The 26487-nt window shown below is 45.1% G+C and carries 24 protein-coding genes; 13 read left to right on the forward strand and 11 right to left on the reverse strand.

The window, feature by feature from the left end; genetic code table 11:
* The first annotated feature begins 6 nt into the window (after positions 1-6).
* A complete protein-coding gene (locus DK846_RS15585; protein ID WP_109969921.1) occupies positions 7-924 on the forward strand; it encodes a restriction endonuclease in 918 nt (305 codons plus the stop codon).
* A gap of 13 nt (positions 925-937) precedes the next feature.
* On the opposite strand, the gene DK846_RS18070 is transcribed toward DK846_RS15585, so the two are convergent.
* Together DK846_RS18070 and DK846_RS18075 are read right to left on the reverse strand one after the other, a co-directional pair.
* The gene (locus DK846_RS18070; RefSeq protein ID WP_245926581.1) at positions 938-1105 is read right to left on the reverse strand and encodes a 3,4-dihydroxy-2-butanone-4-phosphate synthase; all 168 of its coding nucleotides are present in this window, start codon (positions 1103-1105) and stop codon (positions 938-940) included.
* A gap of 114 nt (positions 1106-1219) precedes the next feature.
* A complete protein-coding gene (locus DK846_RS18075) occupies positions 1220-1372 on the reverse strand; it encodes a hypothetical protein (RefSeq protein ID WP_245926582.1) in 153 nt (50 codons plus the stop codon).
* 222 nt (positions 1373-1594) lie between these two features.
* On the opposite strand from DK846_RS18075, the gene DK846_RS15595 reads away from it, so the two are divergent.
* On the forward strand, positions 1595-2656 hold the full coding sequence (locus DK846_RS15595) for a hypothetical protein (protein ID WP_109969922.1): 1062 nt from the start codon (positions 1595-1597) through the stop codon (positions 2654-2656).
* 382 nt (positions 2657-3038) lie between these two features.
* Here DK846_RS15595 and ribB read toward each other — a convergent pair whose 3' ends face one another.
* From ribB to DK846_RS15615, 4 genes are all read right to left on the reverse strand, one after another.
* Entirely contained in the window at positions 3039-3710 is a 672-nt protein-coding gene (gene ribB / locus DK846_RS15600) for a 3,4-dihydroxy-2-butanone-4-phosphate synthase (RefSeq protein ID WP_109969923.1), read from the reverse strand.
* Positions 3707-4372 (reverse strand): DUF120 domain-containing protein, encoded by a 666-nt coding sequence (locus tag DK846_RS15605; RefSeq protein WP_109969924.1) that lies wholly within the window; start codon positions 4370-4372, stop codon positions 3707-3709. Before DK846_RS15605 ends, ribB begins: the two co-directional genes overlap by 4 nt.
* A 120-nt stretch (positions 4373-4492) precedes the next feature.
* Positions 4493-5986, reverse strand: coding sequence for a 4-alpha-glucanotransferase (malQ, locus tag DK846_RS15610; protein WP_109969925.1), 1494 nt, complete (start codon positions 5984-5986; stop codon positions 4493-4495).
* A gap of 51 nt (positions 5987-6037) precedes the next feature.
* Positions 6038-8581 (reverse strand): DUF3536 domain-containing protein, encoded by a 2544-nt coding sequence (locus DK846_RS15615; RefSeq protein WP_342769676.1) that lies wholly within the window; start codon positions 8579-8581, stop codon positions 6038-6040.
* 142 nt (positions 8582-8723) lie between these two features.
* Between DK846_RS15615 and budA the strand changes: the two genes are divergently transcribed.
* Complete coding sequence (gene budA / locus DK846_RS15620; RefSeq protein WP_109969927.1) at positions 8724-9452, forward strand: acetolactate decarboxylase; 729 nt, start codon at positions 8724-8726, stop codon at positions 9450-9452.
* Positions 9453-9462: 10 nt separating this feature from the next.
* Here the strand turns inward: budA and DK846_RS15625 are convergent, their stop codons facing one another.
* The gene (locus DK846_RS15625) at positions 9463-9939 is read right to left on the reverse strand and encodes an Hsp20/alpha crystallin family protein (protein WP_181391827.1); all 477 of its coding nucleotides are present in this window, start codon (positions 9937-9939) and stop codon (positions 9463-9465) included.
* 250 nt (positions 9940-10189) lie between these two features.
* Between DK846_RS15625 and DK846_RS15630 the strand changes: the two genes are divergently transcribed.
* From DK846_RS15630 to DK846_RS15675, 9 genes are all read left to right on the forward strand, one after another.
* On the forward strand, positions 10190-10900 hold the full coding sequence (locus DK846_RS15630; RefSeq protein ID WP_109969929.1) for a helix-turn-helix domain-containing protein: 711 nt from the start codon (positions 10190-10192) through the stop codon (positions 10898-10900).
* On the forward strand, positions 10894-11946 hold the full coding sequence (locus DK846_RS15635; RefSeq protein WP_109969930.1) for a hydroxymethylglutaryl-CoA synthase: 1053 nt from the start codon (positions 10894-10896) through the stop codon (positions 11944-11946). Before DK846_RS15630 ends, DK846_RS15635 begins: the two co-directional genes overlap by 7 nt.
* Positions 11943-13106 carry a thiolase domain-containing protein gene (locus DK846_RS15640; RefSeq protein ID WP_109969931.1) on the forward strand — a complete coding sequence of 388 codons (1164 nt, stop codon included), beginning with the start codon at positions 11943-11945 and terminating at the stop codon, positions 13104-13106. Before DK846_RS15635 ends, DK846_RS15640 begins: the two co-directional genes overlap by 4 nt.
* A gap of 1 nt (position 13107) precedes the next feature.
* Positions 13108-13497, forward strand: coding sequence for a Zn-ribbon domain-containing OB-fold protein (locus DK846_RS15645; RefSeq protein WP_109969932.1), 390 nt, complete (start codon positions 13108-13110; stop codon positions 13495-13497).
* 355 nt (positions 13498-13852) lie between these two features.
* Positions 13853-14746 (forward strand): STAS domain-containing protein, encoded by an 894-nt coding sequence (locus tag DK846_RS15650; protein WP_109969933.1) that lies wholly within the window; start codon positions 13853-13855, stop codon positions 14744-14746.
* Positions 14747-14844: 98 nt separating this feature from the next.
* Complete coding sequence (locus tag DK846_RS15655) at positions 14845-16056, forward strand: NAD(P)-dependent malic enzyme (RefSeq protein WP_109969934.1); 1212 nt, start codon at positions 14845-14847, stop codon at positions 16054-16056.
* Between the two features lie 201 nt (positions 16057-16257).
* Positions 16258-18366: a PKD domain-containing protein gene (locus DK846_RS15660; RefSeq protein WP_109969935.1), complete on the forward strand. Its 2109-nt coding sequence runs from the start codon at positions 16258-16260 to the stop codon at positions 18364-18366.
* A gap of 420 nt (positions 18367-18786) precedes the next feature.
* Complete coding sequence (locus DK846_RS15670; protein ID WP_109969937.1) at positions 18787-20055, forward strand: nicotinate phosphoribosyltransferase; 1269 nt, start codon at positions 18787-18789, stop codon at positions 20053-20055.
* A gap of 43 nt (positions 20056-20098) precedes the next feature.
* Positions 20099-20920 carry a methyltransferase domain-containing protein gene (locus DK846_RS15675; RefSeq protein WP_109969938.1) on the forward strand — a complete coding sequence of 274 codons (822 nt, stop codon included), beginning with the start codon at positions 20099-20101 and terminating at the stop codon, positions 20918-20920.
* A gap of 8 nt (positions 20921-20928) precedes the next feature.
* Here the strand turns inward: DK846_RS15675 and DK846_RS15680 are convergent, their stop codons facing one another.
* The gene (locus DK846_RS15680) at positions 20929-21552 is read right to left on the reverse strand and encodes a LysE family transporter (RefSeq protein ID WP_109969939.1); all 624 of its coding nucleotides are present in this window, start codon (positions 21550-21552) and stop codon (positions 20929-20931) included.
* Between the two features lie 215 nt (positions 21553-21767).
* Here DK846_RS15680 and DK846_RS15685 point away from each other — a divergent pair, with 215 nt between their 5' ends.
* Complete coding sequence (locus tag DK846_RS15685; RefSeq protein ID WP_109969940.1) at positions 21768-22085, forward strand: hypothetical protein; 318 nt, start codon at positions 21768-21770, stop codon at positions 22083-22085.
* Positions 22086-22157: 72 nt separating this feature from the next.
* Here the strand turns inward: DK846_RS15685 and DK846_RS15690 are convergent, their stop codons facing one another.
* From DK846_RS15690 to DK846_RS15700, 3 genes are all read right to left on the reverse strand, one after another.
* On the reverse strand, positions 22158-22574 hold the full coding sequence (locus DK846_RS15690; protein ID WP_109969941.1) for an STAS domain-containing protein: 417 nt from the start codon (positions 22572-22574) through the stop codon (positions 22158-22160).
* Positions 22575-22759: 185 nt separating this feature from the next.
* On the reverse strand, positions 22760-24568 hold the full coding sequence (locus tag DK846_RS15695) for an ABC transporter ATP-binding protein (protein ID WP_109969942.1): 1809 nt from the start codon (positions 24566-24568) through the stop codon (positions 22760-22762).
* Positions 24565-26343 (reverse strand): ABC transporter ATP-binding protein, encoded by a 1779-nt coding sequence (locus DK846_RS15700; protein WP_181391828.1) that lies wholly within the window; start codon positions 26341-26343, stop codon positions 24565-24567. Before DK846_RS15700 ends, DK846_RS15695 begins: the two co-directional genes overlap by 4 nt.
* Positions 26344-26487 lie beyond the last annotated feature (144 nt).

The following is a 26487-nucleotide window of genomic DNA, read 5'->3' on the forward strand; positions in this document are numbered from 1 at the left end:
GAATTGATGATGATACCAACGTATGACGTGCTTATGTACCCTCTTCTTCAACATTTGAGTGATGGGCAGCAACATACAATGCGGGATTTAACTGAGAAACTTGCTGAACAATATCATCTAAATGAAGAAGAAAGGGAAAGAGTCCTTCCAAGTGGAAAGCAAAAGATCATTTCAAGCAGAGTTGGCTGGGCAAAGACGTACCTGAAAAAGGCAGGTCTAATAACAAATCCCGGACGAGGCATTATCCAGATAACATATCAGGGAAAGGAGACGCTGAAACAAAATTTGACTGAACTCTCTGATGAATATCTCGATCAATTTGAAAGTTTCAGGGCATTTAAGCGCAGTTTTAATCCCCAAAAATCTGAACATGAGGATATTCACCATAAAGACTTCCCAGATACAAGAACGCCACCTGAAATACTAACAGAAGGCTACCAACAGATACAGAACGAACTTATTTCTGACCTTATGCAACAGATACTCAACTGTTCACCTAGATTTTTTGAAAGTCTCGTCCTCGATGTTCTTGTCGCAATGGGATATGGGGGATCCCACAATGATGCAGCTCAATCAGTGGGCAGAACCGGAGATGGAGGAATTGATGGGATCATCAAAGAGGACAAACTTGGATTGGATGCAATTTTTTTACAAGCAAAACGATGGAAAAATTCAGTAGGAAGACCTGAGATCCAATCATTTGCAGGGGCATTAGATGGGGTCAGAGCAAAAAAAGGGATATTTATTACAACATCAGTGTTTACTCAGGATGCACTTAATTATATAAAAGGGATTGAGAAGAAGATAGTTCTGATTGACGGAAACCAACTGGCAAACCTGATGATCGAATATAATGTAGGTGTTTCACCTGTTGCTACATACACCATCAAAAGAGTAGATCTGGATTATTTTGAAGAAGAGTAATCCAATATTTTCCTCACCGCACCTTGTCCCACTCTTCAAGAACCTCTGAACCTTCGACAAAGACCAGACCATGTTTCTTTGCATACCTGATCACCTCTTCTTTTGACAGAGCAAGCCCGCTCTCATCATCAAGCATCTCACAGATACTGATCGTCGGGCTGATCGCCGCCATCTCTGCCATGGTAACAGAAAGTTCAGTCTGGCCATGTCTCTAATCTAGAAGTTTTCTGCTGCAATCAGCACAGGCATATGACCGGGAGTTCTGAACTGATCTTTAAAGACAACAGGTTCCCCATCAAGAGTATTCTGAACAACTTGTGAGAGGGCGTTCACCGTGAGGGGATCGATCCTTGTCAGTAATCCCTGTGAAGGTGTTCCAGTGATTTACCCAGAGTGAGAATGAAGAATTGTTTGAGGGATCATACGGAATATCGAGCTGTTCGACCATAGCAATGTCCTTGATGATAAACCTGTGAAACAGAAGGCCAATTTTTTAGTAGATGTAAATGGAATTGCAGTGTCGGTAAATCTCCCATAATCATGGAGTGTCCCAAACCATTGATATCAGTATTATTGATGAGTAAATAATCAGGATATTCGCATTCTGCTTACGAATTAAGAGTAGGGGCATTAACGGCATTTATTTATAAATGTAATTCAAATTTCAATCATGTTCAAATATAAAGAGAAGCGGATTCTTATTTTTCTTGCAGTTTTTTTAGTTTTCCTTTTTCCAATTGCCCAAGCAGTAACCAATCCATATGAGGATGTGACGGCTAACCATTGGTCTTATGATCCAGCAAATAAACAGGCTTCAAATAAGGTGACCGAGGATAAGCATGATCCAGGATTTTCTCCTGATTCAGGAACTACAAGGAATGAAATGGTAATAACATTGCAAAAATTAAACGAAATTGAAAATTCCATTAAAAAAATTAGAGATTCTCAGGATAAGACTAGAACACAACTGAATATGGGAAAAGATACAATTTTATTAAAAGAGCAAGTAAAACAAGCAACTCTCGATAAATTAAATCAAAATGTAGGATATCGTTTCAGTTCAGTAACATCTTTAGGAAAACCCGAGGTATTTATCAACACTATCGATAGCCTGAATATTGTCCAATCATCAAAAGGCAATATAAATTATAAAGATGGTGTGTTAACGATACCCTCTAATTTCAATCCTAAAGATCCTGTTCAACAAACCACAATTTATCAAGCGGTTGTTCACACAATTGAAGATAAAAAAGATCCAAGTGGTTTTAATAATCCACTATATTTATCAGGAGTTGACAGATACGACACAAACATTAAAAAATTGGATGAGGTATCAGGTGCACTCAAAGATTTTGAAAAAAGTATTGAAAAAGGTGATCTTCAAGACCGGAGTTACAACCAATGGAAGATAGTAGAAGGCAAATGGAAAAGTTACTTCCAATATAATATTGATTCAGGAGATCAAACAGACTCTAATAAAAGAGGATTGAATATCGGTACACAATATAATATTGACGATATTATTAGTTTATATCAATCAGGAGCTGCAGGAGAGAAATATAAGATTTTTTTTAATAATTACCCTCCTACTCCAACACCTAAACTATTGACAATCGATTGGTCTGACATGCCAAAACCATGTATTGGAGGAGATAACTGCTATTCTAACCGGGAGGATTCAATTACTGGCTCTCAACCTATTAATAGAGACGATCCGCCTCCTCATGGGTGAGGGTAAAGCAATCACTCCTTCTTTTTTTCTTGGATTAATGTCATAATCACACCATCTATGAAACCAATCAGGATGGATTATAGTTAGTAATTCCCTTTTTTACATCAGATATCTTCATACCTAGTTTAGTATAAGCCCTTTCAATCAGGTTTTACAAAGTTTTTAACCCCTTCTAAGGCCTTCCCCTTCAACTTTGTTAAATTAACCACGGAATTGTCGATTAGTTTCAGGAGGATACAGGCTTATAGATATGATAATCCAGTTTTATTAATTTAATAATAAAACCGCATTGAGGTTACAATCTACATGCAATAGCCCATAAATTGGTTTTCCAATCCTGATCCTATGAAAAAAGAACAGACAATCAGGAGGATATTTAACCTTATGTCTGACGGTTATCCCATTCTTCAAGAACCTCTGATCCCTCGACAAAGACCAGACCATGTTTCTTTGCATACTTGATCGCCTCTTCTTTTGACAGAGCAAGCCCGCTCTCATCATCAAGCATCTCACAGATACTGATCGTCGGGTTGATCCCCGCCATCTCTGCCATGGCAACAGAAAGTTCAGTCTGGCCATGCCTTTGATCAAGAAGTTTTTCTGCTGCAATCAGCACTGGCATATGACCGGGAGTTCTGAACTGATCTTTAAAGACAACAGGTTCCCCATCGAGAGTATTCTGGACAACCTTCGAGAGAGCATTTACGGTAAGCGATCTATCCTTGTCAGTGATCCCGGTGAAGGTATTCCGGTGATTTACCCAGAGTGAGAATGAAGAATTGTTTGAGGGATCATAGGGAATGTCACCAAGTTGTTCAACCATGGCGCAGTTTCTGAGAACATCCCTTGCAAACGGGAGTCCAAGTTTCTTCGCTGATGCAAACGGAATTGCAGTACAAATCAGACCACCGGCATCATGACGCATCCGACAGATATCCCGGTGGGTTATTCGATCAGATCGCATGGTGAGATCTGTCTCACGCTCCCTGTTATCAAAATCATAGAGCAGTACCATCTCACCCTTCTTAAGTGCATCAAGTGCCTCACGAATCATAATGAAACCTCAATCATAACCTCATCTCCATCCTTTAGATTCAGTTCACGTCGCAGACCCACTGGTGCTACCACTTCAACGAGTGCATCAGGATAATGCGATCTTCCTGGAACTACAATACCACAGGGAATATTACCAATCAGGCAGGGAAGACACCGGACCTGACCAAATGTCCGGCCCTCTGATTCAAAACCATCAACTACTAACCAGTCAGCGATAGTCAGTTTTTTTCTTCGCTGGATTGCAACAGGTGAAAGACGGAGATTCAATGTACCTGGATATGGTGCAAACCCCAAAATCTTCTCAAACTGGTGAACATACTGGCGGATGCTCATGTAGTATGCGCCTTCCCCAAGGCCGGACTCCACCGTTCCAGGGAACTGGTACTGCGTCTCTTTTCTTCCAAAGAGCCGGTAATAGTCGCAGTATTCCTTCCGAAGTACTGACTCGCCCTCTTCGCTGATAGTAATTTGCTGACCGTCAGCGATGATGGTCCGTTTGATGAGTTCCTGCTGCTCCAGTGACTTAAGGCGTCGTGAAGCAGTCTGTGGACTAATTCCAAGTTCACATCCCAGACCCTGCGAGTTGAGAAAGACCGGATCATGAAGTCCGCCCCGGAGAGCAATGTGCTTCAGGCATTCAAGATCCTCAGGCCCTGTCATGATACCATATATGAGGAGGATATTATTAATGCGTTATCATCGGTGAGATCGATCTCAAAAATGTGGTCACCCCCGATGACTCACATTATACCTCGGAATCAAAAAAGTAGAATCGGTTATTTATCTGGCATATAACTCAGTCAGAGCGTGAAGTTTTTCAGGGAGAATAACAGGGATCTGTTCTTTCGAGAATCGCCACAGCCAGTTACCTGTTTTAGTTCCGGGACAGTTCATCCGTGATTCATTCCCAAGATTCAGGAGATCCTGCATTGGGATGATCACCGTGCTGCCAACACTCATCATTGCGAGCCTGATGAGTAACCAACTAACCTCTTGAGGCTCTGGGTCCCTGCCAAGATACGCAGCCAGATTTTTCTTCTCTTCTTCTGTTGCCTCGGACATAAACCATCCATAGACAGGTGGATTATCATGGGTACCGGTGTAGACCACACAGTTGCTTGAGATATTATGAGGAATATACGGGCTGTTTGGCATCCCGATTCCAAATGCAAAGAGCAGTACTTTCATACCAGGAAGGGAGAACTCACGCATTACCTCCCTTACATCAGGGGTGATGACCCCAAGATCTTCAGCAATGATTGGGAGATATGCTGACCGTTTTGCAATCGTTTTCAGCAGATCATAACCGGGGGCAGATACCCAGCTGCCTGAAATTGCAGTCTCTGAACCTGCAGGAATCTCCCAGAAATCTATCAGACCGCGAAAGTGATCTATCCGGATGTAATCAACCATGGAAGCAAGATGCTCAATACGATCAATCCACCAGGAATATCCGGTTTTCTTCAGCTCATCCCATTCGTAAACCGGGCTGTCCCAGATCTGTCCTGTTTCACTAAAGTAATCAGGAGGAACACCTGCAATGACTGCCGGCTTTAGATCAGTGTCAAGTTTAAAGAACTGATGATGCACCCAGACATCAGCACTATCATAATCAACATAAATTGGAATGTCACCAATCAGAAGAATCCCGGCATCTTTGCAGACTGACCGGAAGATATCCCACTGAAGAAAAAAGAGGTACTGAAGAAATTTCTCTTTCATAACCAATTCGAGATTTTCAGTAAAAGCCTGATTGAGCGCTTCAGGAATGCGAAGTTTGAGATCTGAGGGCCAGTCACCCCACAAAGCAGGTGAAAACTTCTTTCGAAGCACCTGAAAGAGGGCATAATCATCAAGCCATTTTGCATTTTTGTGGCAGAATTTCTCAAATCCTGACTGATCATCTGATACCCTGAACCGCTCAAAAGCCCTGGTGAATACCTTGTCTTTGTATGCAATGACCTGAGAAAAATCAACCTTTTCCAAAGGAAATTCAGGTACCGGCTCAAGATCTTCCGGGCCGATAAAACCATCAGAGACCAAGACATCAGGACTTATCAGAAGAGGGTTACCGGCAAATGCGGATAATGAATGATAAGGGGAGTTATCATACTCATATTCAGTAGGATGAATCGGGAGGATCTGCCAGTACCGCTGCCCTGCATCTTTTAAAAATTGAACAAAATCATGTGCACCTGGTCCGAGATCGCCAATTCCAAACCGTGATGGCAGTGAAGTGATATGCAGAAGTACTCCGCTTCCCCTCGTTCTCATAGATCACTCTGATTAATATACAAGGGATTCTTTGAAATACATATTTGAAAATCAGAGCGGATTTGGAGAGTGGTTTTCTTCAGATGAGGATGCGACGTCATAAACAATATCAAAATACTTGCCAAGCTCCTGAAATTCGTCAATCCACTGATGCAGCTCTTTATCATTTTCCACATTCCTTCTTACCTGATCAATACACCGGGAATAATTGGCAAAGTAGATGTTCTGACTCTCCCTGAGATCCAGCGGGAGTGAAAGGGGCTTGAGAGCCCTTAACAATAAGTTCAGATCGCGAATCTTTTGCACTGAATAGGGCTCAAACATTATCTTTTTTACATCACGACTGATACGACTCGTTGCTGAACTGCTCAGCAACCGGGTGTCGGGAGTTGCTCTACTCAGAATAAGCCGGGTTACCGCTTTTTTAAGTAAGGGGATACCAATGGTTCCATTCTCAAGACATCTCCTGACTTCAGCATTGAGAATGAACTGCTCGAGAGAGGTAAGGATTGTAGGAGGGGTTATTCCTTCCCCTTTCAGCGAGGGCATGAGAGCAATATCCCCTGGAAAGAGCTCATAAAGGTGAGACTCAAGATCTCTCATAGTTGTAGCAAGAACAGATTCCTGAATCTTCCTTCTTCCATCAGGAAAGATCTTTCTGTAAGGGATCATGGCATCGCAGTTTTTCTTCAGATTATGGATTATTCCCTGATTATCCCGCCTGCCAAAAGCATCCCAGAGATCCTGTTCCATCTGTGCAAAGTCATCCTCTGATACAAATTTCTTTGTGCCACCGACATAGACCATCTCACCGAGCCAGACAGAGGCAATAACAAGATGAAATTCTTCATGAGTCAGTTCAGATCTGAAGAATGCAGTACTTGTCATAAGCCCCAGATTATCGGCCCGTTCTAACCTACATTGCCCACATCTGATTTGATAAGTGTAGAGAGAAGTATCTTTGATGGAGCCACTCAACAATGCGGAAATAGCATAGAAGCAGGCGATTTGGTCTTTGTCAACCACGGCAGTCTTAACATAATTTTCATAAATATCAGCACCACTGCCATTTGACGGAATATTGCTAACCGCACGGCTGAGTATACCGGTGTAGGCCGGTTCGTAGTCAAAACCTGTGAGTTCTTGTGTCAGTTGTATCGCTCTACAGGCGTACATCATTACCTGAACAGTCTCAATCCCGGAGAGTTCATCGAAAAACCATCCGCAACTGGTATACATGAGAAGGGCATTATGCTGAACTTCAAGAAGTTTTAGTGCTCTTACAATCTGATCTGACGAGATTCCCGGGATCATATGCTGTGAGACAAACCTGGTAAGACGATCTTCTGACTTTTCAAGTATGAGATCAATGTACTCATTGCGAGCTGCCCTGGGATCAGAGAGTAGTAAACCTGCTTCCTTCTTGTACATCACTGAAAGAGAATTATTCAGGTTATCCATCGCCTCTCTGAGTGGACCCCGCCATTTCTGATTCCAGAGTCTTGGATTATTGGGAGGAGTTGTATTTGCAAGCGAGATACACTCCCCGGGATCAGAGATCAGACAGGCATGATATGTCCTGCATCCACAGTCACTTTTCCATCGTTCAACTCCGTGGTTGCAGCTCCACGATGTATTTTCGTAAATTTCAACCACATATTCGGGAGGATGATTTTCGAGATACTCCCCAAATATGGTAATTTTGGCTAGTTTTTTTTCTTCAATGATATTGAGTGCATATGCCAGAGCCATATCGGCAAACCGGTGATGATGCCCGTACGTCTCTCCATCGGTTGCAATACTGAGAAGACGTGGAGAATCATCCCTACCTGAAAATGTTGAGATCATCCGGTCTGCAAACTGTTCACCATTACTGAGCAGGGAACCAAAGGCGATCTCGCCAGCTATGGCATAATCATAAAAAAAGAGAGCAATCGATCTTCCTGACGGAAGTCTGCAGAGATAGGGTCTGCCTGCATCAAGCTTCTGTGGATCTGTCAGTTCCCATGAACTACCAGCACTTTTCCTGATACGTCTCGCCTGATATGGAGAGAGGATTGTAAAGAGGATGCCCTGTTCTGCCAGTATCTCAAGTGTCTCGGTATCAACAGCAGTTTCAGCAAGCCACATACCTTCCGGCATCCGGCTGAACCGAGAGACAAAGTCGCGGATCCCCCAAATGATCTCAGTCTCTTTGTCTCTCCGGGTAGCAAGAGGCATGATGATATGATTATAGACCTGTGCGATCGCTGAACCATGACCTGAAAACCGCTCCTGACTTTTCCGATCTGCCTGGATAATCTGATGATAGAGATCGGGATTGTGATCTTCTATCCAGGAAAGGAGAGTCGGACCAAAATTAAAACTGATACTGGCATAATTGTTGACGATATCCAGAATTTGCCTGCCAGAACCCAGGATCCGGGATGAAGCATTGGGAGTGTAACACTCTGCTGTTACCAGTTCATTCCAGTCATGGTATGGATATGCAGAACTCTGATATTCAATCTCTTCAAGCCACGGATTCTCTCTGGGAGGCTGGTAAAAGTGTCCGTGAATACAGATATATCGGTTAATATGAATCGCCCCCGGTATGCGGACAGGTTATCTCATTTGGCTGTAGGTACTGATCAACCTTTGTGGAGAACCAACTTCCAGATGCAAAAAGTAGCCCGAACTTTTTTTCATCGAACCGATATTAAGGAGGTTTCATCACTCACAGGGGCGAAATGATGCTATGTGTTTTAGTCGGATAATACTCATCTTTACAATTCTTATGCTGTTTTTCGGTGCTACTGTTTTTCTCGCAGTTGCAGAGCAAAGTCATGAAGATCTCACCTCACAGGCAGGAGTTTTCTCAGTTCTTGAGGAAGGTAACTACGATCGTCATGCCACCGTCGATGATATGAATAAATATGGTGATCTTGGGGTGGGTGGATTTGAAAATATGGATGGTGAGTTGATCCAGCTCAACGGAACAGTATATCAGGTTACCTCTGACGGAGTAGTACACACGCCTCCGGGAGACACTGGAATTACCTTCATGAATACAGTCTGGTTCAATCCAGAACAGACACATGAGTTTTCACAATCTGAAAATATCACAGAGCTCGAAGAAGAATTGAACCAGTCATTCCCATCAAAGGACTGTATATATGCGATCAGGGTGGACGGATTTTTCCCTGAAATGAAGGTCAGAAGTGTTCCGATTCAGCAAAAACCATATCCGCCTCTCTCTTCTGTTATTGCCAACCAGAGTGTCTTTAATCTCACAAACACTACCGGCACAATATCAGGATTCTGGTTCCCGGCATACATGCAGGGCGTAAACTACGCAGGATTCCACCTGCATTATATTTCTGCTGACAAAACTGTAGGTGGACACGTTCTCGGATGCACTATTGAAAATGGCACTGCACTTATAGACCCAATCTATTCCATCAAAGTTGTAAATGAAAAATTGTAAAGTGGATCCTTCATGAGATTGGAATATCTCCTGATATTTCACGGGGTGATTTTTTGAAATGAACCTCAAGGACTCCATTCTCAAAAGTTGCTTTGGCATTATCCTCTGATACTTCTGCAGGGAGTGGGACACTCCTGCTCACTGTCCCGAAAAACCGTTCTCTAATAAAAAAATCCTTTTCCTCTTCCTCTTTCTCTTCCTTTCTCTCACATGTAATCTGAAGCAGATTCGGCCTTATGAGGCGGACCTTAACCATGTCTTTTTGGCACCCGGGGATATCAGCACGGGCAACAACTTCTTCACTTTCATCCCTTACGTCAATAGAAAAACCTCCAGTTGACAATGTGGGCATTTCACGGATTCTCTGGCTGTAAGAAGGAAAAGATGGAACCAGGCTGTGAAAACGACTTTCCATATCTGCGAAGAGAGAATCCATCTCGGTACGAAATGCTTCAAATGGGTCACGTTCACGTTTTATGATTGCCATAGGGCTACCTCCTGCTCGTCGAGGAGACGATAAAAATTTTCTATCGCAACACAGCACGATAAATTTTTGCATGGCAATGGTCAGATGGAACGTTTGATGAAACTCAAATCGTGGAAAGCTAATCTAAAAAATTTATACGAAGAAATACTTCCCAAAGACTAATAACCAGAAACCTGAAATACCAAAGTTCGATCTTTGTCGATTTGTATTTCGTTAATTATTTAACTTCACCCTCCCTCACTGTACAGGCATGGAACCGGGACTGCGCCATCGGCTTGCAGAAAAGATGGCGGGGGAGATAACCCTCTCTGATTCTCCGGGGAAGACCCTGAAGAAATGGCGAATGAGTTTTGACATATCTCAGGGACACCTGTCCGAGTTTCTCGGTGTCTCGCCTTCAGTCATCAGTGACTATGAAAGCGGGAGGAGGAAAAGCCCGGGTACTGCGATTATCGGACGAATCGTGGATAGCATTCTTGCCATAGATGAAGGAAGAGGAGGCAGATATATTCAGAAATTTGCCTCTCTCCTCTTTGCTGAGATGGGTGAAGGTGTCATCTATGATCTTCATGATTACTCAAACCAGATTACCCTTGATACCTTCTGCAGGGTAATCGGAGGAGAGCTCCTCACAGGACCCACAGATTTGACGATCTATGGGTACACGATAATCGACAGTATCAAGGCTATAATGAACCTTTCATCAAACGAGTTCAACCGGATCTACGGGTGGAGCACCGAACGTGCGCTTATCTTCACTGGAGTTTCCAACGGAAAGTCACCGATGGTGGCGATCCGGGTTACCCCCTTTAAACCCCGGTGCGTAGTCCTCCATGGTATCTCACCAGGGGAGGTTCATCCGATTGTGCCAAAAATGGCAGAAAAGGATCATATCACCCTGATGTGTACCGAGAAGGATATTGAAGAGATCGTGGAGAATCTGAGGGACGAAAAATGGTAGGAATCATCTCATACGGAGCGTACATTCCACGTTACCGTATCAAGGTAGAAGAGATCGCACGGGTCTGGGGTGCGAATGGTGCCGAGATCTCTAAGGGACTCGGCGTATTTGAGAAGAGTCTTCCCGACATGGACGAAGACACCATCACCATCTCAGTTGAGGCCACCCGTGCAGCAATGGCCCGGCGTGAGATCAACCCGGTTGATATCGAAGCTGTATACGTTGGATCCGAATCGCACCCGTATGCGGTCAAGCCCACTGCAGTGACAGTTGGAGAAGCTATCGGGGCAACACCTGTGATGACTGCAGCAGATTACGAATTTGCCTGTAAAGCAGGAACTGCAGCAATTCAGACCTCTATGGGTCTTGTAAAATCCGGAATGGTGAAACTTTCTGTTGCTGTCGGTGCAGATATTGCTCAGGGAGAACCCGGAGATGCACTTGAATATACGGCAGCAGCCGGAGGAGCAGCATTTGTTATCGGAAACGATGATCCGATTGTTGATATAAATCACACATGTTCATTCTCAACCGATACACCTGATTTCTGGAGACGTGAAAATAAACCATACCCACGACACGGGGGAAGGTTTACCGGCGAGCCAGCATACTTCAAGCATGTAATCGGGGCATCAAAAATGATGCTCGAAAAGATGGGAACCAAACCATCAGATTATGACTTTGCAGTCTTCCATCAGCCAAATGGGAAGTTTCCAGTTCAGGCAGCAGGTATGCTCGGATTTTCAATGGACCAGATAAAACCGGGACTTGCAGTAACCTACCTTGGAAATACATATTCAGGAGCATCAATGGTCGGGCTCTCTGCAGTCCTTGATGTTGCAAAACCAGGAGATCGGATCTTTATGACCAGTTATGGATCAGGATCAGGTAGCGATTCTTTTGACATGACCGTGACTGATGTCATCACCTCTGATCTCTTCCATCGTGAAGCAGCCCCATCTGTTGCAGCCCTTCTGGCTGACAAAAAGCTCGTTGACTATGCAGTTTATGCCAAACACAAAGGCAAAGTGGTGATGATGGAATGAGAGAAGTCGCAGTTATCGGAGTCGGTTGCACAAAGTTCGGTGAGAAGTGGGAGAGTTCATTCAGGAATCTCTTTGTTGACGCTGGTGCCCTGGCACTTGAGGATGCAAATCTCTCAGGTGAACACATCGATGAGATCTTTGTCGGCAACATGAGTGCAGGCAGATTTGTTGAACAGGAACACATTGGAGCACTCATTGCAGATTATGCAGGCCTTGCAACTGAAAACATACCAGCGACACGTGTGGAAGCTGCATGTGCATCAGGCGGACTTGCATTCAGACAGGCATACACTGCAGTTGCTTCAGGAATGTCAGACATCGTTGTAGCAGCAGGAGTCGAGAAGATGACTGATGTGGACACAGAAGTCACTACAGACGTTCTCGCCGCAGCTGCAGACAGAGAATGGGAAGGAATTGCAGGAATTACATTCCCAGGTCTCTATGCAATGATCGCCACCCAGTACATGCACAGGTATGGACTAACCCGTGAACAGTTAGCCCAGGTGGCAGTAAAGAACCATGAAAACGGGGCATTGAATCCAAATGCACAGTTCCAGAAGCCAATCACGCTTGACACTGTTTTAAAGTCTACCCTGGTTGCAGATCCGCTCAGGCTCTTTGACTGTTCACCGGTAACAGACGGTGCTTCTGCAGTTATTCTTGCACCACTGGAAAAAGCCCGCCAGTTCACTGACACACCAATCAAGGTTCTCGGTTGCGGACAGGCCTCAAGTTCAATCGCACTTCATGACCGGAAAGATATCTGCACCCTCGATGCTACAGTCGCCGCGGGAAACAGAGCATTCCAGACGGCAAAATTAGAGCGAAAGGATATCGGGTTTGTTGAGGTGCATGACTGCTTTACCATTGCAGAGATCTGTGCCATTGAGGATCTCGGTTTCTGCAAGAAAGGAGAGGCAGGAAAACTAACTGAAGAAGGATACACAGCTCTTGGAGGAAAACTTCCAATCAACCCAAGTGGAGGGCTCAAGGCATGTGGACACCCGGTCGGAGCAACCGGAATCAAGCAGGTCTACGAGGTTGTGAAACAACTTCGTGGAGATGCCGGAAAACGACAACTTGATGCAGATATCGGTATGACTCACAATGTGGGAGGAACCGGGGCAACTGTTGTCTGTCATATCTTTGGGAGGGCATAATATGAGTGTAGCACGTTTCTGGAGAAAGCAACAGAACCGGTACAATCTTATCGGTACACACTGCGAAACCTGTGGCAGATATTTCTATCCTCCACGTCCATTCTGTCCTGACTGTCGTCGCGAAGGAAAAATCGTTGACCACAAATTCAAGGGAACAGGGACCGTTGTCACATATACCATCATCAGAAGTGCAGGTGACCAGTTCAAATTCCTGACTCCATATCCACTAGCCATCATCGAACTTGATGAAGGAACCAAATTAACCTCTCATGTGATATGTGATATTGATAAGATCCATATCGGGATGAGGGTCAAGTCTGTCTTCCGCAAACTTGCTGAAGAAGGATCAAGCGGTGCGATCTTTTACGGCACAAAATTTGTACCGGCCTGAAGAACCATATTTTATCTTTTTTTCCAGAATTTTTGATCTGGAGTTCGTGAAATGTCGAACTGATCATCGTTAATTATATACATATAGAAGATCTACTACTATTCATCACACCGTCATCCAAGTCAGGGTGACAGGAGAGGGACTTCATCAGTATTCCAAATCTGTGTATTACAGAGAGTAATCCTACAATCCTCCTTAATTTCAGCGGGGGTAAAACCCCGTTTCAACACACTGAGATGCGATCTGTTTTCTCCCCTACCCAAAGAAAATCAGATCTAATTTGATACATCAGGATTCTGAATGTACAAAAATACTGTCGAAAGTATCATATTCAACACAGGGGATATGAGATATTATGAGTAACCGGACAACCAACGTCGATCCGTTTGAAATAATCCAGACGGTTGATGAACCTCTTTTTGTACTCAATGAATCATATGAAATTGTCTTTGGAAACCGTGCTTTTGATACAACATTCGGAGTTGGAAGAGCAGATATCGAAGGAAAATCTATCTATTCAATAGGTGGAGGCATGTTTGATCTCCCTATAATGAAGGAGAAACTCGAACAGGTTTTCAGAGAGAGGAAAACAATTGAGAGTTTTGAACTGGATCATGTTTTTCCAAAGGTAGGTCGCCGTACGTTTACCATCAACGCCAGTCTGATGAGACGCTATGGGAATGCAAACAGCGAACAGATGGTTGTCAGGTTTATCGATATCACAGAAAAACTTTCAGCTGAACGTGCAATAAGACAGAAGACTCAGGAAATTCTCGAATTATCAACCCCAATATCAAAAATATGGGACGAAATCCTGATTCTTCCCCTTATTGGTACCCTTGATACTATTCGCGCAGATAAGATGATTGCCCAACTTCTGGATGCAATCAGGAGAGAATCTGCCAGATATATCATCATGGATGGAACTGCTGTTCAGAGCATGGACGAGACTGGTGCAAGAAATATTATTAAAGCCACCGTTGCTATCAAACTCCTTGGTGCCCATGTTATCATGACCGGTATCAAGCCTGAAGTCGCTATGACGATGGTTCAGCTTGGTATTGAACTCCGTGATATTGAGACGCGGGCAACACTTCAGGAAGGAGTCCAGTATGCTCTTGAATCACGTGGATATCTTATCATGCATAAGGGATCAATCAGGGAAGAACAGCAGATCTCGAACTCACGTGATTCAGACCGTCAACCAAAGTCAACACTTCGGCTCATTAGTCCATACCGGGAACCATAATACAGAATACCGGTTACTCATTCATATCCTTCACTTGTCTTCCCCTTTTCTTCTGATTGTACGAAAGGTTCATTCATCCAGACCCGGACTATGAAGTTATGGACGGGGATAATAGACCAGATATCGGACAGGACTCATTGGCTCTGCATGCTGCTCATTCTGGAAAACTAGAGATTAGATCAAAGGTTCCACTTTCGAGTCGGGATGATTTGAGCAGGGCATACACTCCTGGAGTTGCCGAGGTCTGCCGGAGGATAGCAGACGATCCTGATACAGTCTGGAAATATACCCTAAAGTCAAACACCATCGCAATAGTTTCAGATGGAACAGCGGTTCTTGGTCTTGGTAATATCGGTCCTTTTGCTGGAATCCCGGTCATGGAAGGAAAGGCAATTCTTTTCAAGGAGTTTGCAGGTGTTGATGCATTTCCTATCTGCCTTGATGCAAAAAGTGAAGACATAGTTCGGATCATCAGGAGTCTGGCTCCCGTATTTGGAGGGATTAACCTTGAGGATATCGCTGCACCAGCCTGTTTCGAGATAGAAGAGGAACTCCAGGATCTTGGAATTCCGGTGATGCATGATGATCAACATGGGGCAGCAGTAGCGGTTCTGGCAGCAATAATAAATGCCTGCAAGGTTACGGAAAAGCGTTTTGAGGATTTGCGAGTGGTTGTCTGCGGAGCGGGGGCTGCAGGCTATGCGGTATGCCGCCTCCTCAAGTGCATCGGATATGACACTCAATCGTGTACACCAGTCAGGGAACTTATCGCCTGTGACACTTCAGGTATTATTTACCGGGGCCGGCCCGGCCTCTATAAAAACAAATATAAGTTCATTCTTGGTGACGAAACGAATTCAATGCACAGAATCGGAACACTTGCAGATGCAATGAAAGGTGCAGATGTTTTTGTTGGTGTCTCGGTTGCAAATCTGGTTACTGAAGAGATGATACGAGCCATGGGATCTGATCCGATTGTTCTCTCTCTTGCTAATCCGGTTCCTGAGATCATGCCTGATAAGGCTAGAGCAGCAGGAGCAGCAATTGTTGGGACAGGCAGGAGTGATTATCCAAATCAGGTTAATAATGTTCTTGCATTTCCGGGAATATTCAGGGGTGCACTTGATGCACGTGCTACCCGGATAACCGATGAGATGAAGATCGCAGCTGCTCATGCCATAGCAGAATGTGTCCGTAACCCAACCTCTGAAAAGATCCTGCCAGATCCATTAGACCGGGGAGTTGTCACTGCTGTTGCTCTGGCTGTGAAACAGGCTGCAATTTCCGGTGGTGTTGCAAGAGATATGTGAATATCAAACCGTGTTACCTGGATTGCGGATATTTCCGGCAGGGATATTTCCGTGAACAACATATCCCAGTTCTCCAACAGGCCGGTAATAACTGGAAATTCACCATTTCAGTACCAGGGAAAATAACAGGCAGTATAATATCGTTCAAGGATACAGAAATTTAGTTAATATCGGGCAGGTTTCGTCTTTCAGGGTGGGAAAATGAAAAAAATCAGACATCAACAGAAAATTGCCGGTGAAAATATATGTGGAGTCCTCATCGGGCTAATCTGCATCGGAATTGCGTGTATACCGGTTTGTGCTGACATAAGTGGATCAGGGGGAAATGAAACCAACATACAACTCACCTTGCAGAAATGTCTCGGGGGGTCATTATCTGACCAGGGATATGAGGTAATATCAGCAACTGACGGAGGTTACCTGGCTGCAGGATATGCCCGGTCAAAAGATGGGGATGTTTCAGGGAACCATGGTTCCTCGGATGTATGGGTTACCAAAATGGATCCCTCTGGAACTGTACAATGGCAGAAATGTTTTGGTGGATCAAGTTCTGATTACGCATATTCAGCAACTCAAACGGTTGATGGGGGATACCTGACAGGGGGACTTACTTCCTCGATTGATGGGGATGTTTCAGGAAAACACGGAGGTTTTGACCTCTGGGTTGTAAAAATGGATCCCTCCGGAACTCTACAGTGGCAGAAATGTCTTGGTGGATCGTCAACTGATTGGGCAGAGTCGATAATTCAGACCGATGATGGAGGATACCTGGCAGGAGGAGGTACATATTCGAATGATGGAGATGTTTCCGGTTATCATGGAAGTTCTGACGCCTGGATCGTGAAGCTCGACACTTCCGGAGATCTGCAGTGGCAAAAATGTCTGGGAGGATCAGCCGGGGATGTGGTTAATTCGGTTATTCAAACCGATGACGGAGGATACCTGGCGGGGGGATCCACATATTCGAACAATGGGAATGTTTCAGGAAACCATGGACAATCTGACTACTGGATAGTGAAACTGGATGCTGATGGAAACCAGGAATGGCAGAAGTGTCTTGGTGGATCAGATAATGATTTAGCTGAATCAATAATTCAGACAACAGACGGAGGATATCTTATTGGAGGAATGTCCTCCTCCAATGATGATGATGTTTCAGGAAACCACGGATCTAATGACTACTGGGTCGTGAAATTGGATTTTTCGGGCTCTCTCCAATGGCAGAAGTGTCTTGGAGGATCATCAGGTGATTGGGCTAATTCAGTTATTCAAACTGTTGACGGGGGATACCTGGTTGGAGGAGTTACGTTCTCAGAGGATGGAGATGTTTCTGGAAATCACGGAAATGGTGACTACTGGATAGTAAAACTTGATGAAGAAGGGAACCTCCAGTGGCAGAATTGTTTTGGAGGGACCAAGTATGATTATTTAGTATCCCTCACTCAGGAGACAGACAGACAGTATCTTGCTATAGGGTATACCGACTCAAATGATGGCGATATCACCGGATACCATGGGAATGATGACTACTGGATTGCCCGGCTTACTGTTCAGCATCAGGTCAACGCCACATCAGATCCCTGGACGATTCTCTATCCTTTCGGAAATAAATCCTATCTCGAGGGGACTAATGCCACATACTTCACCCAGGGAAAACCTGGTGCAACTCTCGAAAATGTCACGGTCGATTCTAATCAGATAGGCCCGGTGAGCAACTGGACCTTTGCTACGATCATAGCGAACCACACAATTTCGACATCAGGAATTCCGACTCCCGGACAGGTACATGCCTTTTTTTCAATGAACACGACATGGGGGCCAGCTCCACTCACGATAGCGTTTACCAACGAATCACTCGGAAGTCCAAACTCGTATTACTGGAATTTTGGGGATGGAACCACTTCAACAGTCCGAGATCCGGTCCACACGTATACCATTCCGGGAGTGTATTCAGTCTCACTCAAAGCATTAAATGACAACACCGGCGGAATAACAACGTTCAACAATGCAGTGACCGTTACTGCGGGATCTATTCCCTCACCTACCCCTACCCCGGTTCCAGGTGATCTCAACGCCGCATTCTCGGCTGACCGTACTTCTGGTAATACACCCCTTCAGGTTACCTTCACAGATCAGTCTACCGGAAATCCTGTATCTTGGAGATGGGATCTGGGAGATGGCAATACATCACTGACACAGAATGTGACTCATATTTACTATGAAAAAGGAACCTACTCGGTCACCCTTTTGACAAAGAACAGCCTCTCATCCGGGAGGATGGAAAAGAATGGGTATATTTCCGTTACATGATGATACTGGAAAAAACATGGAGAGTAAAGACGAAGTGTAAAGATGGAACGAAGATCATCATTGTGACTGTTTGAAGCCTGGGTGTCTGTGAACCTGAAAGGATAACTCCCGGGCTCAATTTTTTGGATTACTTTCATGCATCGCCCTCCTCATGGAGTACAGTCTGATGGTCAGGATTCAGCCAAATCAAATGCCAGGAACCCTGCTACTAGAAAGATAATTACTATGTTAGAAAAAGGCAGACCGAAACGAATAATGGATCATATGTTTACTGCACATACCACATGCACCACCAAACCATACATTCACAAGACCGGATCTATCACCACTATCATTGATCATGGCATACATTTCCTCATATATCATAACTGAACACTCACATTCTCGTTATGTATCTACTGGACCTGGTGAACCCTGAATATGTCAACCGCATTACTCACTGATCTCTACGAACTGACAATGGCACAGAGTTACCTTCAGCATGGCAAAACAGGCCGGGCTGTGTTTTCCATCTCGGTCAGATCAATGCCTGAAGAAAGAAATTTCCTTGTCTCTTCTGGACTTGAGAGTCTGGTTCGGTGCCTGACAACGTTTACATTTTCATCTGATGACATCGCATACCTGCGATCACTGGAGAGATTCACTGATGATTTTCTCTCCTGGCTCTCAACGTTTAGATTTTCAGGAGATGTTATTGCAGTTCCGGAAGGGAGAATTGTTTTTGAAAGCGAGCCACTTGTAAGAATAGAAGGACCATTGCCGGAGATACAGGTTTTTGAGACAATCGCTCTCAACCTGATTCACCACCAGACAGTCATCGCTTCAAAAGCTGCCCGTATGATGACAGTCAGTAGAGGACACGGTCTTGTAGATTTTGGTCTTCGAAGGGCACATGGACCTGAGGGCGGAACCTATGCTGCCCGGGCAACGTACATTGTAGGGTTTCTGGGAACATCAAATCTTGAAGCCGGAAACCTGTATGGAATCCCGGTCTCCGGAACAATGGCACACTCATATGTCCTTGTTTTCTCATCTGAAGAAGAAGCATTCAGATCATACATCAAAACGTTCCCAGATGACCCCGTTCTCCTCATAGACACCTATGACACGATGACCGGAGTTGCAACTGCAGCAAAACTAGCTCTGGAAGGACTCCCGGTTTCTGCTGTCAGGGTTGACAGTGGCGATATTGCCAGCATCATTCCACAGGTAAGAAAGTACCTTGATGATCATAACCTCAAAAACATCCGAATAATCGCTACCGGTGGGGTTGATGAACATGATATCGAACGGTGGCTACAGGCAGGAGTTCCAATCGACTCATTCGGTGTTGGAACCAAACTGCTGACATCATCTGATGTTCCCTTCCTTGACATGACATACAAACTGGTAGAGTATGAAGGAGTACCAAAATCGAAAACCAGTCCTGGAAAAGTAACCATACCTGGCAGACGAGAGATTTACCGGCATTACAATGAGGAAGGTGTGATGGATCACGACGAGATTGTTACAGAGGGTGCAGGAATACCTGGTGAAAAACTGCTGAAGACGATCATCAGAAACGGGAAACAAACAGGGGTTGACATCTCACTTGAAGGAAGCAGAGAGCGGTTCAAAGAAGATTTCGCCAGGCTTCCGGCAGGGATGAAGGGACTTAGTAAAAACCGGTACCCGGTGATCATCAGATAATAAAGAAGAAACCTTCTCTATCAGGTGCTACAACGGGTAGTTAATGAGTCAGTCTGCATATGTTCACGGATACTCAGATCGTGAAGCAGAACGCCTGTCTGATCAGGCAAATACCCTTACAGAGATCCTCCATCATGATACCAGGTTTCCACCCGGGAGTCTCGTTCTTGAAGCCGGATGCGGTACCGGTGCCCAGACTGTAATTATCACCTCACAAAATCCGGATTGCAGGTTTAGATCAATAGATATCTCCCAGACATCACTTGACTGTGCTGAGCAACGACTCAGAACGGAAGCAGGTTCCTGTATCAGCCAGGTCTCATTTAAACAGGCAGATATCAGGAATCTCCCGTACGATGACGAGACATTTGATCATATCTTTTTGTGTTTCGTTCTCGAACACCTTCCTGAACCCGTGAATGTCCTCAGGGAACTGAAACGTGTTCTAAAATTTGGGGGATCAATCATGGCAATTGAGGGAGATCATGGATCTGTTTATTTTTATCCTCCAAGTCAGGCCGCCATTGATGCAGTTCATACCCAGATAGAACTGCAGCACCGTTCAGGCGGAGATGCGTGCATCGGGAGGAGACTTTACCCACTCCTGACAGAGACCGGTTTTTCAGATGTACGGGTCTCTCCACGGATGGTATATGTTGACGCCAGCAAACCTGAACTCATAGACGGGTTTACCAGAAAAACTTTTACTGCAATGATTGAAGGAGTCCAGCATAATGCAGTCGCTGCAGGATTGATCTCAAATGAGCGGTTTGAGGAGGGAATACAGGGATTATACCGGACATGCGAGCAGGATGGTGTTTTTTGTTACACCTTCTTCAAGGCAGGCGGAGTGAAATCAAGATAATTCCTATTTCACACCGGTTTAAAAATTCCTGACACAACAAACCAGATTCCAAATATCATAAGAACTGCACCACATGCATAGAGGATATATTTATACTCACGATCTCCCAGCAGCACTCTGCTTTTATGAATGCTTACTGAAACCAGCGTGAACCAACTGAGATCTGATAACCAGTGTCCCAGGATGAAAGCAATAAGCCCTGCAAGACCACTAGCCAGAGAACTGATCAGAAGGGCACTACCTACTGAAAACCACCAGATCCAGAAGTACGGATTTGAGATGCTGGTAATCAGTCCGGCAACAACTGGAGAGCCTGATCCTGATGCCCGGGAGACCAGGGAAAGAGTGGCACCCCTGGCCGACTGAATAGTCAGAACTCCAAAAACAAACAGGGCAGTACCCCCCACAACTGCAATCAGGAGTGATGAACCAGTTGGAAGAAAGGGAATCCCTGCTGCAATCAGAATCACGACAAGAAGTTCTGCGAAGATATGACCACAGGTTACCTTAGGACCGCTCTTCCATCCCTCACTGATGGCCGACTGAATTGTTGCAATCAGAGTAGGCCCGGGTGCAAGAGCTCCGGTGAGACCGATTACAAACCCGAGGACGCCCAGTTCAACAAGAGACATGTGAGGTTGAATTGTTGATCACGGACAGATAGATACTAACCGATCCACTGGCAGTTTGCTTCTATGGTGACCAGGAACGAAGATATATAAATATAATCCAATGTGCTCAACGAAATGCGCGGCCAGACCATTGAAGCAGATCAAAAACCTGAATTTAAGAGTTTTTTCCAGCCGCGATCAGGGAATGAGATCACAGGAAGCCTGTTAAAACTCATATGGCACCGCATCTTGTAAAGGTAAAACCACTTAGCTTCATAGGTAAGAAGGTCCAACCAAGTGCTATGGATCGGATCACTAAGTTCCTTATCCTCCTGGTTGCAGCACTGGTGCTCGCACCCGGATGTTTTGCAGCAGAGAACGCCACTGCATCAGATGCAGCAGGCAACACCACCGAACTCGTTAAGGAAGTTGTAAACGCAACCCTTGATGCAAACAACACCACCGTTGACGCTTCAATGAACCTGACCAATGTCAGCCCACTTGCAGCAACCGCTGGTGCAAACACTTCAGCTGCTAACGCAACCACAATTTAAATTTCAAGTTGTTACAGCAGGTAGTCAGGATCTTGTATTCACAGGATCCGGTCTACAAATATTTTGTATAACTTACTTCTCAATATTCTTCATTGCAGCGACTGCTTCTTTTGCCGTAGGGTACACAGGAAAGATTCGAAGGAGTCCGGATACCTGTAAAACCTCGTGTACTACATCATTCAGACCACAAACACTTATGCGGCCGTTATCAGGTTTTACTGCTTTAGCAGCTTTCAACAGGGCACGAAGTCCAGAACTTGCAATATAAGGCGAATCGGTCATATCAATAACGATGAGCCGCATCCCCTGTCCAATACCCTCTGTGAGTGCAGCGTCCAGATCGACAGCGTGACCGGTATCTATCTTTCCGAATGGTCTGAAAACCCATACATTTCCATCATACCAGATATCTATGGGCATACAATCACCCATCTCGTCACGAATCAGGTAAGAGACAAGATCCCCTTTTGAACGATCATTATCGGACATAATATTACACCGGATTGAGAGTTGATTTTGTGGCAGGCCAAACTTCCCACATGATATTTCCCGTGATTCTTATTCTGTATACCGAAGACAAAAATGCTTGAAAGGAGTTGAGACCGGTCATCCAACCAGGTTTATGAGTGACTCATAAAAAAAGATTTTTTTATCCATACACAAACCAGGCACAATCAGGCAACCCCGGTTATAGAACTGAGTTTTCCCCTGAACTGGCTCATATAGAGATTGTAATAGAATCCCTGTGCACCCATCAGATCATCATGAGTCCCACGTTCTACAATCTCACCTTGGTTTATCACGAGAATACAATCTGATTTGCGGATTGTCGAGAGCCTGTGAGCAATGATGAATGATGTTTTTCCCTGCTGCAGACTGAGAAGCCCGGACTGAATCAGTTTTTCTGTGCGGGTATCCACGTTGCTGGTAGCCTCGTCCAGGATCAGTAGACGTGGCTGTGATACCATGGCCCTGGCAATGGTAAGCATCTGTCTCTGACCCTGTGAAAGGTTTGAGCCTCCGTCGTTGAGGAACGTATCAAAACCTTCTGGCTGGGCCATAATGAATTCGTACGCTCCGGCCTGTTTCGCAGCCGCGATACATTCTTCATCTGTTGCATCGCCACGGGCATACCGCAGGTTTTCAAGGATTGTCCCTGAGAAGAGGAATGGCTCCTGCAGAACCTGGGCGATCTGGATCCTGAGGCTGTCCTGCCCAACCTCATCGATCCTGACTCCGTCAATGGTGATCGATCCTGACTGGATATCATAATACCGGGTCAGAATATTGATGATTGTGCTCTTTCCTGCTCCCGTCGGACCGCATAACCCAAATACCTGACCGGGAAGGGCACGGAATGTATTATTTTTCAAAACAGTCCGTCCGGGAATGTATGCGAAATCAACAGCGTCAAATTTAACATCTCCATCAACCGGGGGCATTGGTTTAGCAACAGGCAGATCTGCAACAACAGGCTGCTCATCAAGGATCCGAAATACCCGGGCTGCTCCAGCAGCTGCACTGATGATCTGGGAATATACAGAGAAGATCTGTGATAATGGCGAGGAGATACTTGATGAAAGTCCGAGGAATGCAACCAGTTCACCAAGCTGGATATGCCCTTCCATCACCATCGCACCTCCAATGATTAAAAGAAGGATCATCTGCAGGTTTGACATGATCGTTGCAGCCGGCATGGATGTGAGTGCTACAAACTGTGCTCTTCCCCCTGTCCGGGCAACTATTCCAGAAAGTTTTGAAAAGCCTACAGTGGTGCCATTCTGTTGATTGTATGCGATGGTAACCTTTTGTCCCGCAAGCCTCTCTTCTGCATACCCATTTAGTTCTCCAAGAAGTTCCTGCATCCGCTCAAAAGCCGGACCAGAAATCCTGGCAATGGTAGATGAAATTGCGAGCATGCCGAGTACTGCCAGGTACACAAGAAGTGTCAAAACCGGGTTTATCCAGAGCATCACAATGGTAAGGACTATGATAGTGGTTACAGACTGGAGAACCTGCTGAATTCCATTGGAAAAGAACTGATCAATAACATCGGTATCATTGGAGACCCTGCTCATCAGTTCGCCGATCGGCTGGCGATCAAAGAAACTGAGAGAGAGCGCCTGCATGTGATTAAAGAGATCGGTTCTGAGTGTGTAGAGAGCCTGTTGCGATATCTTTGAGAGGAGACGCTGGGCCAGATGTCCGCAGATCCATAATGCAACTCCGTCAATAATGAAATAGATAAGAACCTGTTTCAGATCCTGGAGAGAACCATGACCTGCGATGATATTAGTTGCATATCCCATAAGGGCAGGGAGGATCCCCATGGTGACAGAAAACCCAATCATGAAAATGATAGCAAGAGCAAGTCTGAACCGGTACCTGGTCAGGTAAAAGAGCAGCCTTTTTAGGGTCTGATTTAATGATTCAGACTGGTCGTTCTGATCTCCTCCTGGTACTGGTTTTACAGCCGGTGTCATGAGGCATTACCTCCTGACTGAAGACCACTCCCAAGTTGGGATTCATAGATCTCCTGGTAGAGAGGACTTGATGCAAGAAGTTCTGTATGAGTCCCGGTTGCTTCAATTACTCCCTGGCTTAACAGGACAATCCGATCAGCGGTGATGACCGAACTGATACGCTGGGCTACGATGAACTTGGTTGTTCCTTCCATCATATCAGTAATAGCGTCCTGGATCCTGGCCTCGGTAGCAACATCACATGCACTGGTACTGTCATCAAGAATGAGGATCTTTGGTTTCTGTGCAAGTGCCCGGGCGATCGAGAGCCTCTGTTTCTGACCTCCCGAAAAGTTAGAGCCACGTCGGGCCACCCTTCCATCATACTGTTCAGGGATGTTTTGCACAAACCCATCCACATCTGCTGAACGGGCTGCTTCCATCATGGCATCATCAGTCATGGATGGTTTCCCAAACCGTATATTCTCATTAATGGTACCTGAAAAAAGAACCGATTCCTGAAGACAGACACTGACCATGTTTCGAAGTGTTTCCAGGGAGATTGAACGGACATCGACACCATCGATGGTAACACGGCCACCGGTGACATCATAAAACCTGGGAATGAGTGAAACGAGTGATGATTTTCCACAACCAGTCGCACCTAAAAACCCTATTGTCTCACCTGGCTGTGCAACCAGGTTTATCCCGGTAAGGACTTCTCCGTCAGGGACACCTTCGGCATTCCGATATCCAAATGAAACATTCTCAAATTCCACGCGACCTTTTACCTGATCAACATTGATTGTAACGGGATCCTTGGGTTCCTGTACTTCAGGTACCGCATCAAGAACTTCGAAGATTCTCTTCAGTGATGCATTTGCCTGAGTGATGAAGGGCAACACAATCGCGATGATCAGAAGAGGCATCATGAGAATGAGTATGTACTGAGCTGCAGAGGTCACATCACCGATCATAAGACCGGTCCCCGCAAGAACCTGTTCACCTCCGAAATAGTACACAGCACCAAACCCAAGGAGAGCGATCGCAAACACGGTCGGCATGAGATAGGACATGATCATCTGCGGCCTCATGGCTGCACGCTTTAAATTATCAGCTGCCTGCCCAAACTTGTTGATCTCATACTCCTGTCTGACAAATGCCTTAACCACCCTGATGCCAGTCAGGGTCTCACGAAGGGCTTTGTTTACACCATCGATTTCTGACTGCTTCCTGGTGAATGCAGGCTCAACAATGACAAAATACAAAACCAGTATAATCGTGAGAAGGACCAAAAGTACAACCATTATCCAGACCAGGGCAGGAGCCATGGCTGCCATGATGATAATGGTTCCTATCAGCAGCAGCGGGGCCTGCATGAGGTTCATCACAGACTGCTGTATTGCGATCTTGACATTCTGAACATCTGTTGTCAGCCGCACCAGCAGATCACTTGATCTGAACTTGTCGATGTTCCCAAACGAAAGAGTCTGAATCTTTTCGAATTCACGGGTGCGTAATGAGTGGGATGAGTATTCTGATGCCCAGACTGCAATACCTGCATTTGCAATCTGACATGCTCCGGCAATTACTGCAGCTAGGAGCATAAGAACTCCTACATCAAGGGAGTATGAAAAATCTCCTGCCATAATTCCGTTGTTTATCAGATCTGCAGATAAGGCAGGAATGGCAAGAGTGCCCCCGGCAACAGCGATATTGAGCAGAATTGAGAAGAGAAACCACCGTTCATACCCATGAAACACTTGGTAAAGGCGTTTGAAATTTGATATTGTCATAAGACCAGCTCTCGTGAGATCATCAGATACCATCCTCCGGCATCAACCTATATAAAATAAACCGAGCCTGTCAATGTTCGAAATTCATATCCTAGGGCCTGAATAGCAGAGGTGATATGAACCCATAATAAGAATGAATGTCCA

Origin of the sequence: Methanospirillum lacunae, from assembly GCF_003173355.1 — an archaeon.
In the GTDB taxonomy this organism is placed as follows: domain Archaea; phylum Halobacteriota; class Methanomicrobia; order Methanomicrobiales; family Methanospirillaceae; genus Methanospirillum; species Methanospirillum lacunae.

Bases quoted from the DNA above. Each gene is read 5' to 3' on its own strand.
- DK846_RS15680 (WP_109969939.1), bottom strand. From the start codon at position 21,552: ATGTCTCTTGTTGAACTGGGCGTCCTCGGGTTTGTAATCGGTCTCACC.
- DK846_RS15630 (WP_109969929.1), top strand. From the start codon at position 10,190: ATGGAACCGGGACTGCGCCATCGGCTTGCAGAAAAGATGGCGGGGGAG.
- DK846_RS15660 (WP_109969935.1), top strand. From the start codon at position 16,258: ATGAAAAAAATCAGACATCAACAGAAAATTGCCGGTGAAAATATATGT.
- DK846_RS15585 (WP_109969921.1), top strand. From the start codon at position 7: ATGATGATACCAACGTATGACGTGCTTATGTACCCTCTTCTTCAACAT.
- DK846_RS18075 (WP_245926582.1), bottom strand. From the start codon at position 1,372: ATGGTCGAACAGCTCGATATTCCGTATGATCCCTCAAACAATTCTTCA.
- DK846_RS15655 (WP_109969934.1), top strand. From the start codon at position 14,845: ATGGACGGGGATAATAGACCAGATATCGGACAGGACTCATTGGCTCTG.
- DK846_RS15690 (WP_109969941.1), bottom strand. From the start codon at position 22,574: ATGTCCGATAATGATCGTTCAAAAGGGGATCTTGTCTCTTACCTGATT.
- ribB (WP_109969923.1), bottom strand. From the start codon at position 3,710: ATGATTCGTGAGGCACTTGATGCACTTAAGAAGGGTGAGATGGTACTG.
- DK846_RS15605 (WP_109969924.1), bottom strand. From the start codon at position 4,372: ATGACAGGGCCTGAGGATCTTGAATGCCTGAAGCACATTGCTCTCCGG.
- DK846_RS15695 (WP_109969942.1), bottom strand. From the start codon at position 24,568: ATGACACCGGCTGTAAAACCAGTACCAGGAGGAGATCAGAACGACCAG.
- malQ (WP_109969925.1), bottom strand. From the start codon at position 5,986: ATGAGAACGAGGGGAAGCGGAGTACTTCTGCATATCACTTCACTGCCA.
- DK846_RS18070 (WP_245926581.1), bottom strand. From the start codon at position 1,105: ATGGCAGAGATGGCGGCGATCAGCCCGACGATCAGTATCTGTGAGATG.
- DK846_RS15595 (WP_109969922.1), top strand. From the start codon at position 1,595: ATGTTCAAATATAAAGAGAAGCGGATTCTTATTTTTCTTGCAGTTTTT.
- DK846_RS15650 (WP_109969933.1), top strand. From the start codon at position 13,853: ATGAGTAACCGGACAACCAACGTCGATCCGTTTGAAATAATCCAGACG.
- DK846_RS15635 (WP_109969930.1), top strand. From the start codon at position 10,894: ATGGTAGGAATCATCTCATACGGAGCGTACATTCCACGTTACCGTATC.
- DK846_RS15685 (WP_109969940.1), top strand. From the start codon at position 21,768: ATGGCACCGCATCTTGTAAAGGTAAAACCACTTAGCTTCATAGGTAAG.
- DK846_RS15625 (WP_181391827.1), bottom strand. From the start codon at position 9,939: ATGGCAATCATAAAACGTGAACGTGACCCATTTGAAGCATTTCGTACC.
- budA (WP_109969927.1), top strand. From the start codon at position 8,724: ATGTGTTTTAGTCGGATAATACTCATCTTTACAATTCTTATGCTGTTT.
- DK846_RS15645 (WP_109969932.1), top strand. From the start codon at position 13,108: ATGAGTGTAGCACGTTTCTGGAGAAAGCAACAGAACCGGTACAATCTT.
- DK846_RS15700 (WP_181391828.1), bottom strand. From the start codon at position 26,343: ATGACAATATCAAATTTCAAACGCCTTTACCAAGTGTTTCATGGGTAT.
- DK846_RS15640 (WP_109969931.1), top strand. From the start codon at position 11,943: ATGAGAGAAGTCGCAGTTATCGGAGTCGGTTGCACAAAGTTCGGTGAG.
- DK846_RS15675 (WP_109969938.1), top strand. From the start codon at position 20,099: ATGAGTCAGTCTGCATATGTTCACGGATACTCAGATCGTGAAGCAGAA.
- DK846_RS15670 (WP_109969937.1), top strand. From the start codon at position 18,787: ATGTCAACCGCATTACTCACTGATCTCTACGAACTGACAATGGCACAG.